The 15,430-nt window shown below is 58.8% G+C and carries 17 protein-coding genes and 2 tRNA genes; 8 read left to right on the forward strand and 11 right to left on the reverse strand.

Going from position 1 to position 15,430, the window contains the following annotated elements:
- Positions 1-207: 207 nt before the first annotated feature.
- Entirely contained in the window at positions 208-399 is a 192-nt protein-coding gene (gene csrA, locus HFK74_RS26145; protein WP_008057174.1) for a carbon storage regulator CsrA, read from the forward strand.
- 100 nt (positions 400-499) lie between these two features.
- Here csrA and HFK74_RS26150 read toward each other — a convergent pair whose 3' ends face one another.
- Complete coding sequence (locus tag HFK74_RS26150) at positions 500-955, reverse strand: DUF2214 family protein (RefSeq protein WP_180205993.1); 456 nt, start codon at positions 953-955, stop codon at positions 500-502.
- Between the two features lie 180 nt (positions 956-1,135).
- On the opposite strand from HFK74_RS26150, the gene HFK74_RS26155 reads away from it, so the two are divergent.
- Positions 1,136-1,888: a carbonic anhydrase gene (locus tag HFK74_RS26155; protein WP_180206060.1), complete on the forward strand. Its 753-nt coding sequence runs from the start codon at positions 1,136-1,138 to the stop codon at positions 1,886-1,888.
- A gap of 63 nt (positions 1,889-1,951) precedes the next feature.
- Here the strand turns inward: HFK74_RS26155 and HFK74_RS26160 are convergent, their stop codons facing one another.
- Both HFK74_RS26160 and HFK74_RS26165 read right to left on the reverse strand, forming a co-directional pair.
- Positions 1,952-2,146 carry a hypothetical protein gene (locus HFK74_RS26160; RefSeq protein ID WP_008057177.1) on the reverse strand — a complete coding sequence of 65 codons (195 nt, stop codon included), beginning with the start codon at positions 2,144-2,146 and terminating at the stop codon, positions 1,952-1,954.
- A 150-nt stretch (positions 2,147-2,296) separates the two neighbouring features.
- The gene (locus tag HFK74_RS26165; RefSeq protein WP_180205994.1) at positions 2,297-2,461 is read right to left on the reverse strand and encodes a hypothetical protein; all 165 of its coding nucleotides are present in this window, start codon (positions 2,459-2,461) and stop codon (positions 2,297-2,299) included.
- Positions 2,462-2,523: 62 nt separating this feature from the next.
- On the opposite strand from HFK74_RS26165, the gene HFK74_RS26170 reads away from it, so the two are divergent.
- Positions 2,524-2,820, forward strand: coding sequence for a hypothetical protein (locus HFK74_RS26170; RefSeq protein ID WP_180205995.1), 297 nt, complete (start codon positions 2,524-2,526; stop codon positions 2,818-2,820).
- 110 nt (positions 2,821-2,930) lie between these two features.
- Here the strand turns inward: HFK74_RS26170 and HFK74_RS26175 are convergent, their stop codons facing one another.
- The 4 genes from HFK74_RS26175 to HFK74_RS26190 all read right to left on the reverse strand — a co-directional run bounded on the left by HFK74_RS26175 (position 2,931) and on the right by HFK74_RS26190 (position 4,372).
- Complete coding sequence (locus tag HFK74_RS26175) at positions 2,931-3,170, reverse strand: hypothetical protein (protein ID WP_180205996.1); 240 nt, start codon at positions 3,168-3,170, stop codon at positions 2,931-2,933.
- 294 nt (positions 3,171-3,464) lie between these two features.
- Positions 3,465-3,541, reverse strand: a tRNA-Val gene (locus tag HFK74_RS26180).
- A gap of 175 nt (positions 3,542-3,716) precedes the next feature.
- Complete coding sequence (locus HFK74_RS26185) at positions 3,717-4,109, reverse strand: hypothetical protein (RefSeq protein ID WP_180205997.1); 393 nt, start codon at positions 4,107-4,109, stop codon at positions 3,717-3,719.
- Between the two features lie 186 nt (positions 4,110-4,295).
- Positions 4,296-4,372: transfer RNA gene (locus tag HFK74_RS26190), tRNA-Val, on the reverse strand.
- A gap of 183 nt (positions 4,373-4,555) precedes the next feature.
- Between HFK74_RS26190 and HFK74_RS26195 the strand changes: the two genes are divergently transcribed.
- Entirely contained in the window at positions 4,556-5,839 is a 1,284-nt protein-coding gene (locus HFK74_RS26195; protein ID WP_180205998.1) for an FAD-binding oxidoreductase, read from the forward strand.
- A 62-nt stretch (positions 5,840-5,901) separates the two neighbouring features.
- Here HFK74_RS26195 and HFK74_RS26200 read toward each other — a convergent pair whose 3' ends face one another.
- Positions 5,902-6,336 carry a DoxX family protein gene (locus HFK74_RS26200; protein WP_046815536.1) on the reverse strand — a complete coding sequence of 145 codons (435 nt, stop codon included), beginning with the start codon at positions 6,334-6,336 and terminating at the stop codon, positions 5,902-5,904.
- Positions 6,337-6,439: 103 nt separating this feature from the next.
- Positions 6,440-7,861, reverse strand: a complete 1,422-nt coding sequence (locus tag HFK74_RS26205) for a transglycosylase SLT domain-containing protein (protein ID WP_180205999.1) — start codon at positions 7,859-7,861, stop codon at positions 6,440-6,442.
- A gap of 236 nt (positions 7,862-8,097) precedes the next feature.
- On the opposite strand from HFK74_RS26205, the gene HFK74_RS26210 reads away from it, so the two are divergent.
- Positions 8,098-8,904 carry a TatD family hydrolase gene (locus tag HFK74_RS26210; protein ID WP_180206000.1) on the forward strand — a complete coding sequence of 269 codons (807 nt, stop codon included), beginning with the start codon at positions 8,098-8,100 and terminating at the stop codon, positions 8,902-8,904.
- Positions 8,905-8,942: 38 nt separating this feature from the next.
- Here the strand turns inward: HFK74_RS26210 and HFK74_RS26215 are convergent, their stop codons facing one another.
- Positions 8,943-10,172 carry an acyl-CoA dehydrogenase gene (locus tag HFK74_RS26215; RefSeq protein WP_008057192.1) on the reverse strand — a complete coding sequence of 410 codons (1,230 nt, stop codon included), beginning with the start codon at positions 10,170-10,172 and terminating at the stop codon, positions 8,943-8,945.
- Positions 10,173-10,326: 154 nt separating this feature from the next.
- Between HFK74_RS26215 and HFK74_RS26220 the strand changes: the two genes are divergently transcribed.
- The 3 genes from HFK74_RS26220 to HFK74_RS26230 all read left to right on the forward strand — a co-directional run bounded on the left by HFK74_RS26220 (position 10,327) and on the right by HFK74_RS26230 (position 12,879).
- Positions 10,327-11,256, forward strand: coding sequence for a LysR family transcriptional regulator (locus tag HFK74_RS26220; RefSeq protein ID WP_180206001.1), 930 nt, complete (start codon positions 10,327-10,329; stop codon positions 11,254-11,256).
- Positions 11,257-11,433: 177 nt separating this feature from the next.
- Positions 11,434-11,832: a MerR family DNA-binding transcriptional regulator gene (locus HFK74_RS26225; protein WP_180206002.1), complete on the forward strand. Its 399-nt coding sequence runs from the start codon at positions 11,434-11,436 to the stop codon at positions 11,830-11,832.
- 147 nt (positions 11,833-11,979) lie between these two features.
- Entirely contained in the window at positions 11,980-12,879 is a 900-nt protein-coding gene (locus HFK74_RS26230) for a hydroxymethylglutaryl-CoA lyase (protein ID WP_180206003.1), read from the forward strand.
- Between the two features lie 682 nt (positions 12,880-13,561).
- Here the strand turns inward: HFK74_RS26230 and HFK74_RS26235 are convergent.
- A complete protein-coding gene (locus HFK74_RS26235) occupies positions 13,562-15,256 on the reverse strand; it encodes an AMP-binding protein (protein ID WP_180206004.1) in 1,695 nt (564 codons plus the stop codon).
- Between the last annotated feature and the right edge of the window lie 174 nt (positions 15,257-15,430).

The raw sequence follows: 15,430 nt of genomic DNA on the forward strand, positions 1-15,430 counted from the left end.
TGAATACTTCGCGAGTGCCACAAAATGGGCGCAAAACAACGAGAATCATGATGGCGGCCTCTGTATAGTTACGCCTTGGGAATTAATGCTGTATCTGCGCGTCAGAAAGAGGCACCCAAAGCGTGAGACTTCGCACTAATCTATACATAACACCGACCTCTGCACTGTCCGAATCAGGTGCCCCACGAAGCAATCAAGGAGAAGACCATGCTGATACTCACCCGCAAAGTCGGTGAAAGCATAAACATTGGTGATGACATTACGATCACCATCCTGGGCGTAAGCGGCCAGCAAGTCCGGATTGGCATCAACGCCCCGAAAGACGTCGCAGTACATCGCGAAGAAATCTATCAGCGCATTCAGGCCGGCCTGACCGCTCCGGAAAAGCCACAAACCTGAAGCCTGTCGCAGTCAGTAGCCAGCCCGTTCGCCCCGCAACGACGGCTGGCTAAAGATTCCAGCGCACTATTGCCTGCGTCTTCCCCCGACACCCCCGCCGTCAACCAAATGTGATGCCGCGCGCCATCCCGCTGGCCGCCACCATCATCAGCAACACCAGCCCCGCTTCAATATGACTGATGCGTGAAAACAGCGTTGCGCGCCAGGTATCGATAGCCGCGCCACGCGACCGTGCAACCCGCCATTTGATCAACGTCACCATGGGCGCGATTTCCAGTAGCAGGATAAGGACCAACAACGTCATCTTGAGATGGAACAACGGCTGGTGCAGGTAGTAGTCCGTGCCTTTTTCGAAACCGCCAAAGGCGCGCATGCCACCGGTAACCAGCAGCACAAGGGCAGAAATGCCCCATATATTGTCTGCGACCAATACATCGCGAGCCTCTCCCGCGCCGACAGCCAGGCGCCGAAAGGCCGTGCCACGCACCAGGACAGCCCAGAACCCAAGCGCAAACGCCAAAAGATGAATCGCTGCAAGCAACCAATGAGCCAGCATCGGGAAACTCCTGTAAGGACGAAGTCGAATCAGCCTGTCAGTAGTAGTCCATGAACCAAGGGTTTGCCCGCAAAACATAATGTTACAGACCTACTAGACTCCATCACTCCAGTGCCGAAGCTCTTCGAGGCACTACCCCCAAGCAGTCATTCCCACCGAATTGACCTGAGTACACAAATCATGTGTGAATCATGTGATTCAAACTCCGCAACAACTATCCATGAGCGTCGTCGTTTCCTTCGCCTTGCCGGATTGGGAGCAGGTGCCCTGCTATTGGCGGGCGCCCTGCCGAGCCGAATAATCCAGGCAGCCGAGACAACCTCCGCGCCGCCAAAACCCAAAAACGTCATCAGCCCGGATGAGGCCCTGAAAAGGTTGATGGCGGGCAACGAACGCTATGTCAGCGGTAACTCCGAAACGCACGACTTCAAGGATGAACGAGAAGCATTGGTTTCCGGCCAGAATCCTTTCGTGGCAGTGCTGAGTTGCTCTGACTCGCGCATCGCCCCGGAATACGCTTTCGATACCGCACGGGGTGATCTTTTCGCCGTACGCCTGGCCGGCAACTTCGTCACCGACGAAGGCCTTGCAAGCCTTGAATACGGCGTGGCCGTGCTCGGCGCACCGCTCATCCTGGTATTGGGCCATGAGCGCTGCGGCGCCATCGAGGCTGGCGTGAAAGCCGTCAAGGATCACACGGTGTTCCCCGGCAAAATCCCAAAACTGACGGATGCACTCAAATCCGCTATCGAGCAGGTCAGCAGTCAGCCAGGCGACCTGGTGGAAAACGCGACCGTGCAAAACATCAAGAACTCGATCGAACGCCTCAAGCAAGCCACGCCCTTGCTGACTGACGCACTCAGCAAGGGGCAGTTGAAAATAGTGGGGGGCATTTATCGCCTGGCGACAGGTAAAGTCGAGCTGGTTGCCTGAATTATCCAGCTACGGTTGCCACGCCGCCGATGTGAAGAGCCCAGCGCGAAGGCTGGGCTCTGGTTATTTCCTGCATTCCATCATCTTGTCCGCGAGCGCCTTGGCCCTTTCAATCAACAGATTCTGCCGGTCTTCATGGGTGGCCCCGCCTACGACGGGTGCCGTCAGATTGCTTTCGGCAATCAACGCGGCGCAGAAATATTGATCCCACACAGCCTTGTGATCGGATGCCTGCCTGTTCATTTGGTCGGAGATCATATGCGACTCCTTCAGATGAGGTAACACTGCCTATTTTACGCCTCAATTACCGTATCAAGGCACGGCCGCCACTTGCAGATGCGCCGCTACAAAATCCACCGCAGCAACACATGGCTGGCAATCCAGGGAGACGCCTCGACCACCGTCCACTCAAGCAAAAGGCAAATGGACAGGTAAGCCGCAAAGAACTTGATCATCGCCCGCCTCCCCATCATCAACCTCCCACCTCAATGAATCCACGAAACGTCCGGTTGCCTGTCCTGCTTTGATGCAGTTGACGGCCTGCAGTTCAACCCAGGACGAACTGATTTTCATTTGACTTGCCCGAACAGCATTCTCAAATGATAATATTTCTCATGTAAAGATGAATGGCGGGGATGCCGAAATCAATGAGGGAACGTTACGAGATCCATTTTGTGGCCAGCGGAGCCAAGGAAGTCATCATCATCGAGCGCTCGCGCATGTGCGACCTTGAAGCCTGGAAGGCGGCCCTGCTGCATCACGGAGAGTGCGCAGGCAGCACGCTCAATATCCGGCTCATCGCGCAGGCCATTGAGAAAGCCACAGGCCGCGCGATCGAAAAAGTACGATGGAACAAGGCCAGTCACACCATCGCCTGGAGCGAGCGCGCCAAATTGGCCAGGAAGGCGGTGGGGTTGAAACAGATCCATTGATGCGAGGTGGGGGTACAGCGTCGAATTGGCGTTTTGCATGTGGCCGATTGCGCCGATCTCGACGTGCCTCAGCAACGCTGAACCTTCAGCTTCGAGGTGATGACGGCATCTTAAACCTGGATCAGAATGCTAGCCTGCCGCGAATCAATAATCGGGATCAGACCCGAGCCCTGCTGATGTGCAAGCCAGGCCCGAGTCAGCTTCACGTCGAATCGCCAACCATGGGTTTCCATCCAGACAAGCGCTGTATGGGTAATTCGATAGTGTCCGCATTTCGCGCAGGATCTTTCCTGATAATCATCACCAACATCGATGTCGGAAGCAGGCTCATCGCAAATTAGGCATTCCATATCTACCTCCATTGGCACAACACCTAACTGTAGACGATTTCCACCCCTCAACCACCGAGGCTTGACCCGGTACAGGACGCCCCGTGCCTACAGAAAACAAAGCGGCCGAGCCGTTCCAGTGCGAGACTGAACGCCGGATCGCGGTGGACTGGCTCGACGGATTGAGGAAGGCGAAGCGGTAGGAGAAGTAAAGGCGGGATGAATATTCCCAAAGTTTCCCCAAACACCAGACAACAAAAAAGGGCCCACCTTTCGGTGAGCCCTTCCAGACCGCCCAGCAGAGCGGATTTTGTTTGGTAGGCGCGATTGGACTCGAACCAACGACCCCCACCATGTCAAGGTGGTGCTCTAACCAACTGAGCTACGTGCCTGCTGTGAGGCGGCATTTTACGGAATTCCGGGAGGGTGTCTACTGAAAAGTGAGAAGGGGGCGGATTTATTTTTCCTTCCCTTTTTTGGACTGAATGGAAAATAAATCAGCTCCCTTTTTCTCTCGTGCATTCAGTGGGAGAGGTCGGGAACAGCAAGCCGCAAATGCTTATGTCGTCAGAAGTGCTCGCACCAACCCAGGAATGCTTCGTCATTACTGAGGAAGATGAATGGTTTTCTGGCATCCTCTTCGTACTCGTTGACGGTCAAGGCATAGATGCTTGAGCCGACTCCAGCCCCCTGGTCCTTGCGCATGGTTGCTACAGCCTTGTAGCTATTCTGAGTCGATCCGTAGTCAATGACTTGCGGGTCGGTGACGTAGGAGTTCTTCAGGCCACCCGCCATTAATCCCGTCCGCCGTTCTACGGTGAACTGTTTGCCGATGTAGATTCGGTTTATCGGCTTTTCTTTTGCGGCGACGGTGCTTTCAATCGTGCAACGGTAGTCCTGCGCTGCCCATGCATTCGTTGTCGCCGTCAGTGCGATCACTGCCGCTATCCCTGTCTTCATGACGATTCTCTTGGAGTGCGAGTACGTGTTCGATACTGGGGAGGTATCAGTTAGCCCAAGGCATGCACAATGCCCAGTGTGAACGAACCCGATACTTTGTGAACGTTATGCAAAAATTCAAAGCAACAAAAAAGGGCTCACCTTTCGGTGAGCCCTTCCAGACCGCCCAGCAGAGCGGATTTTGTTTGGTAGGCGCGATTGGACTCGAACCAACGACCCCCACCATGTCAAGGTGGTGCTCTAACCAACTGAGCTACGTGCCTGCTGTGAGGCGGCATTCTACGGAATTCAGGGGGGGTGTCAACACCTTTTTTCGAGCTAACCCTATGAAAATGCAAAATATTTAATTTTTCTGTGGGGAAGAAGATTTTCCGGTGGCTGGCGGCGTTTTTTCAACTCGGGTAGGATCGACACACTCGTTAAATTTATTAAACAGAGGCTGCAGGATGGCGAACACCCCTTACCCAGAGTCCTATTACGCCGCATCGGCCAATGCGGTACCGCCGCGTCCGTCCTTGCAGGGTGAGGTGGAAACTGATGTCTGCGTGATCGGCGCCGGTTATACCGGGCTGTCCTCGGCCCTGTTCCTGCTGGAGCACGGCTTTCGGGTGACGGTGCTGGAAGCGGCCCGGGTGGGTTTCGGTGCGTCGGGGCGCAATGGCGGCCAGATCGTCAACAGCTACAGCCGCGATATCGATGTGATCGAGCGCAGTGTCGGCCCCCGGCAGGCACAGTTGCTGGGGCAGATGGCGTTCGAAGGCGGCCGGATCATTCGTGATCGGGTGGCCAGGTACAACATTCAATGCGACTTGAAGGACGGCGGCGTGTTTGCCGCCATCACGGCCAAACAGATGGACCACCTGGAATCCCAGAAGCGCCTATGGGAGCGTTTCGGGCATACGCAGCTGGAGTTGCTGGACCAGCGCCGCATCCGCGAGGTCGTGGCGTGCGATCAATACATCGGTGGCACGCTCGATATGAGCGGCGGGCATATGCATCCGCTCAACCTGGCGCTGGGCGAAGCGGCGGCCGTGGAGTCCTTGGGCGGCACCATTCATGAGCAGTCGCCAGCGGTGCGGATCGAGCGCGGCGCCAGCCCGGTCGTCCACACGCCACAGGGCAAGGTCAAGGCCAAGTTTGTTATCGTGGCGGGCAACGCCTACCTGGGCAACCTGGTGCCGGAGCTGGCGGCCAAATCGATGCCTTGCGGCACGCAGGTGATCACCACCGAGCCCCTGGGCGATGAGTTGGCGAAAAGCCTGCTGCCCCAGGACTACTGCATCGAAGACTGCAACTACCTGCTCGACTACTACCGCCTGAGCGGCGACAAGCGCCTGATCTTCGGCGGCGGCGTGGTGTATGGCGCACGGGACCCGGCGAACATCGAAGCGATCATCCGTCCGAAGATGCTCAAGGCGTTCCCGCAGCTCAAGGATGTGAAAATCGACTACGCCTGGACCGGAAATTTCCTGCTGACCCTGTCACGTCTTCCTCAGGTCGGGCGATTGGGCGACAACATTTACTACTCCCAGGGCTGCAGCGGCCACGGCGTCACCTACACGCACCTGGCGGGCAAGGTCCTGGCCGAGGCATTGCGCGGTCAGGCGGAACGTTTCGACGCCTTTGCCGACCTGCCCCACTACCCGTTCCCCGGCGGGCAAATGCTGCGTACCCCCTTTGCTGCATTGGGTGCGTGGTACTACGGATTGCGCGACAAACTCGGGTTCTGATGCACAAACAAAAATGCCCGTATCCAATGATACGGGCATTTTTTTGTCTACCTGGAAAGCCTTCAGCCGGCGATGGCGCGGTCCGCCGACAGCTTGCCAGCCCCTTCGATCAGCACCGCGATGCTGCCGCCGAGCAACGCCAGAGCGAATTCATAGCCGTTGTTGGCCATGAACAGGCCGTTGCTGATGTGAACGGTAAAGATCGCCACCAGCGAAAGGAAGGTCAGGCCCAGTGCCGCCGGACGTACCAGCAAGCCGATGATCAATGCCAGGCCGGCAAAGAACTCGGTACCGCCCGCCAGCGTCGCCATCAGGTAGCCCGGCGCCAGGCCGATGCTTTCCATGTACTGCGCGGTGCCCGCCAGGCCATAGCCTCCGAAAGCCCCGAAGAGTTTTTGCGAACCGTGGGCAGCGAAGATGATGCCGACGAAAATTCGCAAAACGGTCAGGCCGTAGCCAGCGCGGGTAAACAATACCTTGTTGATCAGTGTGCTCATGTTGTGTCGTCCCTAGAGAGTGTGTGTTGGTTGGCCGCTATATTAATCAGTAAATATCATGTTAAAAGCGCAAAAAGTCCGCCATAACAATCAGTTTATTCGATCATTTACGAAGGGCAACTTTTTGCCCCTGGGGCTCCAACGACTCCCGCTCCCGATCGAACGCCAAGTAATACTTGTTCACGCTATTAACATAGCTGACAGGTCCCATTCCCACCTGCTCCATGGCGATGCGTTCCACCTGGAAAAACCACTGGTTGGGGTTCAACCCGCGGCGCCGGGCTTCTGCGCGCATCCCTTGCACCCGCTCCGGGCCGATGTTGTAGGCCGCCAGCACAAAAGCCATGCGCTCGCGCTCATTGAGCTTGGGGCTGGCAAAGAACTTGCGGCGAATCATCGCCAGGTACTTGGCGCCGGCCTGCACGTTGGCATCCAGCTCGTGAATGTTGCTCACGCCCACACGTTGCGCCGCTGATGGTGTGATCTGCATCAGCCCGGTCGGCGCACCGCCACTGCGGGCCGAGGGCTGCAGGCCGGACTCCTTGAACGCCAGCGCCGCGAGGTTCAGCCAGTCCATGTCCTGGGCGCTCGCGTGCTTTTGCAGCACCGGCCGCAGCTTTTCCAGACGCTGGCGGTCAGCCTTGGCCAGGGGATAGTGGACCTGGTACTGGCGTCGATAGATGCGCAGAAACGCGGCATCCTGGTCCGACGGCTTTTTATAGCCCGCCAGGAAACGATCGATACTGGCCCGCAACATCGACGCGTCGCGGCGCACGAACCAGAACTCTTCGCCTGGCTCGCTGATGAGCACCTGGCGATCGACACGCAATTTCGGCAGGATCTTGCCCCAGCGCTCGGCAATCGGTTGTTCGACGATGGTCAGGTGGAAGATCCCGCCCTGGACCATCTCCAGCACGTCCTCGACTGCCAGGCTCGGGTCGACCCACTCGATCTTGACGGGAGGCAGCTTGTGCAACGCCAGCTTTTGATTGATCTGGCTGATGGCGTCACCGGCGGCGCTGCCGTTGGGCAACGCCAGGGTTTTACCCGACAGTTGTTCGAGACGGGTGTAACGACGCTCGCCCTTGATCCCCACCAGCACCAACGGGATGTTACTGGCAACCGGTTCACTGCTGCTGACGGCAAAGCCCGGCTGCAGGTCGAGCAGTTCGCCGGGGGCTACCAGATCGCCCTCCCCGCGCTGCAACGCACCGAGCAGTTGATCCTTGGCCCTGGGAATGATCTTGAGGGTGATTTCCTGGCCGTCGCGGGCGTGGCCGTTGAGGTATTGCTCGAAAGCGCGCAAGCGATGGTATTCGACACCGATGGCCTGGCCCTGGACTTCGCCGGAGCTGTTGCGGCTCTGGTTGACCAGCACGCGCAGCACGCGACTGCTGCGGATATCCGTGAGGTCACGGACCTTGGCCGCCGGTACGGCTTGCAGCGGCCCGGGCAGCCGCGCAACCGCCGGCATCGGCAGCAGCAGCGAGCAACACAGCAGTAGCAAAACCGAGGGACGAATCATCCACTCTCCGCAAAGAATTCAGGTCAATCACATGAATGGCTTCACGCAATCAAGCGACAGAAACAGAGCGCCCTGAAGCGCTGGCAACGCGCGAAAGACTGGCACAATGATGGCAACACCACCACCCAGACGTGTTCGCGGCATTAAGAGACAGCGATAACCTGTTGTAGTTCTTGGCTTTTCTTATAAATCAGGCGCTCTGGTATGCTTTGCAGCCCTGGGCCCGAGGTAGCACCATGCAACTCATCGATATCGGCGTCAACCTGACCAACCCCAGTTTTGCCGACAAGCACCAGGCTGTACTGGACCGCGCCTATGCCGCCGGGGTCTGCCAATTGGTGCTCACCGGCACCAATGTCGAGGGCAGCGAGCAGGCGCTGGAGTTGTGCCAACAACTGGACGAAACAGCGCAGCGGCTGTTCGCCACCGCCGGTGTGCACCCCCATGCAGCCAGCGACTGGAATGCCGATAGCGCACGTCGCCTGCGCAGCCTGCTGAAGGAAACCAACATCGTGGCGGTCGGTGAATGCGGCCTGGATTTCAACCGCGATTTTTCACCGCGGGCGCAACAGGAGAAAGTCCTCGAAGAACACCTGGCGCTGGCGGTCGAACTGCAAATGCCGGTGTTCCTGCACGAACGCGATGCCAGCCAGCGCCTGCTGGACATCCTGCGCGACTACCGCGATCAGTTGCCGGCCGCCGTGGTGCACTGCTTCACCGGCGAAAAGAACGCCCTGTTCAGTTACCTGGACCTGGATTTGCACATCGGCATTACCGGCTGGATTTGCGATGAGCGCCGGGGCACGCATTTGCACCCGCTGGTCAAGGAGATCAAGCGCGGGCGCTTGATGCTGGAGAGCGATGCGCCGTACCTGTTACCGCGCAGCCTGCGCCCCAAACCGAAAAACGGGCGCAACGAGCCGGCGTACCTGACGGAAGTGTTGCGTGAGGTGGCCTTGCACCGCGGCGAAAGCCAGGAAGACCTGGCGGCCCACACCACGGCTTGCGCACGGGCGTTCTACGGGTTGCCCAGCGTGGATTGAACGCGGGCCCGGCTCGGGCCCGCGCAACGCATGCCGTCTTAGTGACTGCTGCGCAACATCTCTTTAGGCACGTACTTGCCGATCTCGAACTTGCCGATCGCCGCGCGGTGTACTTCATCCGGGCCGTCAGCCAGGCGCAGGGTGCGTTGCATGGCATACATGTAGGCCAGCGGGAAATCGTTGGACACCCCTGCCCCGCCATGGATCTGGATCGCCCGGTCGATCACGCGCAAGGCCACGTTCGGCGCCACCACCTTGATCTGCGCGATTTCACTCTTCGCCACTTTGTTGCCGACAGTGTCCATCATGTACGCCGCCTTGAGTGTCAGCAGGCGAGCCATGTCGATCTCCATCCGCGAATCGGCGATCTTGTCGATGTTACCGCCCAGGCGCGCCAGGGGTTTGCCGAACGCGGTGCGGTTCACCGAGCGTTTGCACATCAGCTCCAGCGCACGCTCGGCCATGCCGATTGAACGCATGCAGTGGTGAATCCGCCCCGGGCCCAGACGACCCTGGGCAATTTCGAAGCCGCGTCCTTCACCCAACAGGACGTTTTCGTACGGCACCCGAACATTTTCAAACAACACTTCGGCGTGACCGTGGGGCGCGTCGTCGTAACCGAACACCGGCAACGGACGCAGGATTTTCACGCCGGGGGTATCCACCGGCACCAGAATCATCGAGTGCTGCGCATGGCGTGGTGCGTCGGGATTGCTCAGGCCCATGAAGATCAGGATCTTGCAGCGTGGATCGCAGGCACCGGAGGTCCACCATTTCTTGCCGTTGATCACCCACTCGTCACCGTCGCGCACGGCACGGGCGGCCATGTTGGTGGCGTCGGAGGACGCCACGTCCGGTTCGGTCATGGCGAACGCCGAGCGAATCTCGCCGCGCAGCAAGGGTTCGAGCCAGCGTTGTTTCTGTTCTTCGTTGGCGTAGCGCACCAGTACTTCCATGTTCCCGGTGTCCGGCGCCGAGCAGTTGAACGGCTCAGGCCCCAGCAGCGAACGCCCCATGATTTCCGCCAGCGGAGCGTATTCGAGGTTGGTCAGCCCGGCGCCGAGCTCGGACTCAGGCAGAAACAAATTCCACAGGCCTTCAGCCTTGGCCTTGAGTTTGAGTTCTTCCATGATCGCCGTCGGCTGCCAGCGGTCGCCCTCGGCGACCTGGCGCTCGAATACCGCTTCGGCGGGATAGACATAGGTGTCCATGAACGCGGTCACGCGCTCACGCAGTTCTTGCACCTTGGGCGAATAAGCGAAATCCATGGGCAGCTACCTTCTTGCGGGAGGTTGTTTAGGTCATGCAATCGATGCTAGAACAGCCATGAAAATTTACCTAGCCTATTCTCGGCGTGTATAAACATTCATCACCGATATATGATCGACTGATCGAGCCCACCTAAAACAAGAGAGCCGCGTAATGAATCTGAGCAAGGTCGACCTCAACCTTTTCATCGTCTTCGACGCGATCTACACCGAGGCCAACCTGACCCGCGCCGGGCAGATTGTGGGGATTACCCAACCTGCGGTGTCCAACGCGCTGGCCCGCCTGCGCGAGACCTTCAACGATCCCTTGTTCGTGCGCACCGCCCAGGGCATGGTGCCAACGCCCATGGCGCAAAACATCATCGGCCCGGTGCGCAACGCGCTGTCGCTGCTGCGTGTTTCGGTGCAGGAAAGCCGTATATTCAATCCATTACAGGCGGTCAAGACCTACCGCATCAGCATGACCGACCTCACTGAAGCGGTGATCCTGCCACCGCTGTTCCAGCGCCTGCGCCGCCTTGCGCCGACGGTGATCATCGAAAGTTTCCTGTCCAAGCGCCGCGAGACCACCAAGGAGCTGGCCGCCGGCCGGCTCGACTTCGCCGTGGATGCACCGCTCAACACCGACCCGCAGGTGCGCCACGTCAAGTTGATGGAAGACCGTTACGTGTGCGCCATGCGCAAGGGGCACCCGCTGGCGGGCAAGGAGAAACTCACCCTCGATGATTACCTGGGCCTGACCCACATCCACATTTCCAGCCGTCGCAGCGGCCTGGGTTATGTCGACCTGGCCCTGGGCAAAATGGGCATCCAGCGCAAGATCGCCCTGCGCTCCCAGCATTACCTGATGGCCTCGCAAGTGCTGCAGCAAACCGACATGGTCATGACCGTGCCGGAACGCTTCGCCCGTCGCAACGATTTGCACGCCTTTTATCTGCCGGTCAACGATGTGCCACCGGTGGAAACCCACCTCTACTGGCACGAAAGCACCGACCAGGACCCGGCGAACCGTTGGATGCGCGAGCAGATGATCGAGTTGTGCCAGCAGGTGACGGCGCAGGAGAAGAGGCTGGAGAAGGTATAGGACTTAACACCGCGTCATCGTTCTTCGCGGGCAAGCCTCGCTCCTACAGATCACCGAGAACCTGTAGGAGCGCGGCTTGCCCGCGAAGAGGCCCGCAATGACAACAAAAAACCTGCCCCTTGACGTAAACGTCAACCTGCCATTAGCTTAGCGCCATGACCCTTTGCGAGCGCGCCCATGAGCAGCCAGACCTACAGCATTTCCGACCTCGCCCGCGAGCTCGACATCACCACCCGGGCCATTCGCTTCTACGAAGAACAAGGCCTGCTCAGCCCCGAGCGGCGTGGCCAGGAACGCATCTACTCACCCCGCGACAAGGTCAGCCTGAAGCTGATCCTGCGGGGCAAGCGCATCGGCTTTTCCCTGGCCGAGTGCCGCGAGCTGATCGAGCTCTACGATCCCTCCAGCGGTAACACCAAGCAACTGCACAGCATGCTGGCGAAAATCAGCGAGCGCCGGGAACAGCTGGAACAGCAGATGCTGGACATCGAACAGATGAAACTGGAGCTTGATACGGCGGAAGAGCGCTGTGTTCAGGCGCTGGAACAAACCATCAAGAACCAAGCGATTCAGTAGATCTACACAATCCCCTGTGGGAGCGAGCCTGCTCGCGATGGCGGTAGCACATTCAACACTGAGGTCGATTGACCCGGCGCCATCGCGAGCAGGCTCGCTCCCACAGGGTTCCCAGCGTATTCAGACAATCAGCACAGGTCGAATCCCATGTCCCTCCCCACCCATGTACGCATTGTCGAAGTCGGCCCCCGCGACGGTCTGCAGAACGAAGCCCAACCCATCAGCGTCGCCGACAAGGTGCAACTGGTCGATGCACTGACGGCGGCGGGCCTCGGCTATATAGAAGTCGGCAGTTTCGTCTCGCCCAAGTGGGTGCCACAGATGGCGGGTTCCGCCGAGGTGTTCGCGCAGATCCAGCGCAAACACGGCGTGACATACGGCGCCCTCGCCCCCAACCTGCGCGGCTTTGAAGATGCCCTGGCCAGCGGGGTCAAGGAAGTCGCGGTGTTCGCCGCGGCATCGGAAGCGTTTTCCCAGCGCAATATCAATTGCTCGATCAGCGAAAGCCTGGAGCGCTTCGTTCCCATCATGGAGGCCGCCAAACAGCATGGCGTCAGCGTGCGCGGCTACGTGTCCTGTGTGCTGGGCTGCCCCTATGAAGGTGACGTCGCACCCGAGCAAGTCGCCCGGGTCGCACGGGAGCTCTATGCCATGGGCTGCTACGAGGTGTCGCTGGGCGACACCATCGGCACCGGCACCGCGGGCGCCACGCGCAAGATGTTCGAGGTGGTGTCCGCCGATGTGCCACGGGAAAAACTGGCCGGGCACTTCCACGACACCTACGGCCAGGCCATGGCCAACATCTACGCCAGCCTGCTGGAAGGCATCTCGGTGTTCGACAGCTCCATCGCCGGTCTCGGTGGATGCCCTTACGCCAAGGGCGCCAGTGGCAACGTCGCCACCGAGGACGTGGTCTACCTGCTCAACGGCCTCGGGATCGACACCGGAATCAACCTGGATGCGTTGATCCTGGCCGGCCAGCAAATTTGTAGCGTGCTGGGACGCCCCACAGGTTCCCGTGTGGCGAAGGCCCGCAGCGCACACTGAGTGTGCGGGTGTGTCGGGGTGTTACCGCAGACACGGAAATGTGGGCACATGCGAGTAACACGGAAACAAAATGTAGGGTTTTCCCTGAGGCAGAAAACCTTACAAAAACATAAGTGCTTGTTTTTAAAGGCTTTTTAAAAGTTGGCACGGCTTCTGCTATATCTATCGCATAACAAGAATAAAAAAATTGCGGCAAACCCAATAAAAACAAGACGTAACGACTCTGACATAACAAAAACAACACGGCAGAGACGCAGCTAACAGATTTTTTTGGAGAGGATGTGCTTTTCAGGGTGCTTTTCGGAGTTACCCGCAACCGGGCAGAGAACAATAAAACTACCTTCAGGTAGCTCCCGAACTGGTTGGATCGCTCAGCGAAAAAGTAGATCAGCGCTCAAAAAAATACGTTTGCTCTTGATCCCGGATGGGGATCGACAAAAAAACAGCGGTAAAGGGCCACGGTCACCAAAAACAACAACAGACCGCCCCTCAATAATAAAAAAAGAGCACGCGCAACGAAAATTAAAGGGGAGCTTCGGCTCCCCTTTGTGCTGTCTGCGATTCATGAAATATTCAGAACACCGCCCCCCCCCCCCCTGTAGGAGCGAGCTTGCTCGCGAAGGCGGTGTGCCAGTCAATACATGTCTCGACTGAGACGACGCCTTCGCTGGCAAGCCAGCTCCTACAGCTTCGCTTTGAGCTCCTCGATGCTGATCTCGCGCATCCGGAATTTCCGGATCTTGCCGGTCACGGTCATTGGAAACTCCTCCACGAACTTGAAGTAACGCGGTGTCTTGAAGTGCGCGATGCGCTCCTTGCACCAGGCTTGCAGCTCCTGCTCGGTGGCACTATGGCCGGGGTGGAACTTGATCCAGGCAACGATCTCCTCGCCATAACGCGAGCATGGAATACCGATCACCTGCACGTCGGCCACCGCCGGGTGGGTGAAGAAGAATTCTTCCAGTTCGCGCGGATAAATGTTCTCGCCGCCGCGAATGATCATGTCCTTGTTGCGCCCGGCAATACACACGTACCCCTCGTCATTCATGCTGGCCAGGTCACCGGTGTGCATCCAGCCGGCCTGGTCGATGGCCTCTGCCGTGCCTTGCGGGTTATTCCAGTAACCGAGCATCACACTGTAACCGCGAGTGCAGAGCTCACCGATGGTGCCACGGGGCACCGGGTTGCCCGCTTCGTCGATGATCTTGCTTTCCAGCTGCGGCTGGGTACGGCCGACGGTGGTCACGCGCAACTCCAGGTCGTCCGAGGGGCCGGTCTGCAACGACACCGGGCTGGTTTCCGTCATGCCGTAGGCGATCTGCACTTCGCTCATGTGCATTTCATTGATGACCCGGCGCATCACCTCGATCGGGCACGTCGCCCCGGCCATGATGCCGGTGCGCAGGCTCGACAGGTCGAACTCGGCGCGTTGCGGCTGATCGAGCATGGCGATGAACATGGTCGGCACACCGTAGAGCGCGGTAGCCTTTTCTTCGGCGACGGTGCTGAGGGTCAGCAGCGGATCGAACGCGTCGTTGGGGTAAATCATGGTGCTGCCGTGGGTGATGCAACCGAGGTTACCCATGACCATGCCGAAGCAGTGGTACAGCGGCACCGGGATCACCAGACGGTCGATGGCGCCCAGGCCCAGGCTTTCGCCGACCATGTAGCCATTATTGAGAATGTTGTAGTGGCTCAGGGTCGCGCCCTTGGGGAAGCCAGTGGTGCCGGAGGTGTACTGGATGTTTACCGCCTGATCGAAGTGCAGGCTGCCCTGGCGCTCCTGCAGTTGCTCGACCGATACGCTGCCCGCCAGCTCGGTCAGTTGCGACCAGGGCAGGAAACCTTTCGGCGGCTGCGCGTCGAGGCTGATCACCCCGCGCAGTTCCGGCAGGCGCTCGCTGTGCAATTTGCCGACGGATTGCTCTGCCAGCTCCGGCACCAGGCCCTGCAGCATGGCGTGATAGTCGGAGGTCTTGAAAGCCCCGGCGCTGACCAGCCATTGGCAGCCGGACTGCTTCAACACGTATTCGAGTTCGGAACTGCGGTAGGCCGGGTTGATGTTGACCAGTATCACACCGATCTTCGCGGTCGCGACCTGCGTAATACACCATTGGGCACAGTTAGGCGCCCAGATGCCGAGGCGGTCGCCGGCCTGCAGGCCCAGCGCCAGCAGCGCCCTGGCATGCAGGTCTACGGCATCCGCCAGTTGCCGCCAGGTGTAGCGCAGCTGTTGATGGCGCACCACCAGCGCCTCCCCGGCCGGGTACTGCGCGACCGTATTGTCGAACGCCTGGCCAATGGTCATCGCCAGCAAGGCTTTGTCCTGGGATCCACGGGTGTAACTGCGTTGCGGGCTTGCACTGGGTTGATCCATGACGACCCCTATTGTCTTTATTGATGGGCTATAAATGGTCCCTGTAGGAGCTGGCTTGCCAGCGAAGGGGCCAGCACATTCAACATTGATGTCTACAGCAGCGACGCCTTCGCGGGCAAGCCCACTCCTACAGGATTCATTGACTCTACTCTCGCTCAAGTTGACGTTAACGTA

This window comes from Pseudomonas sp. SbOxS1 (assembly GCF_013416725.1).
In the GTDB taxonomy this organism is placed as follows: domain Bacteria; phylum Pseudomonadota; class Gammaproteobacteria; order Pseudomonadales; family Pseudomonadaceae; genus Aquipseudomonas.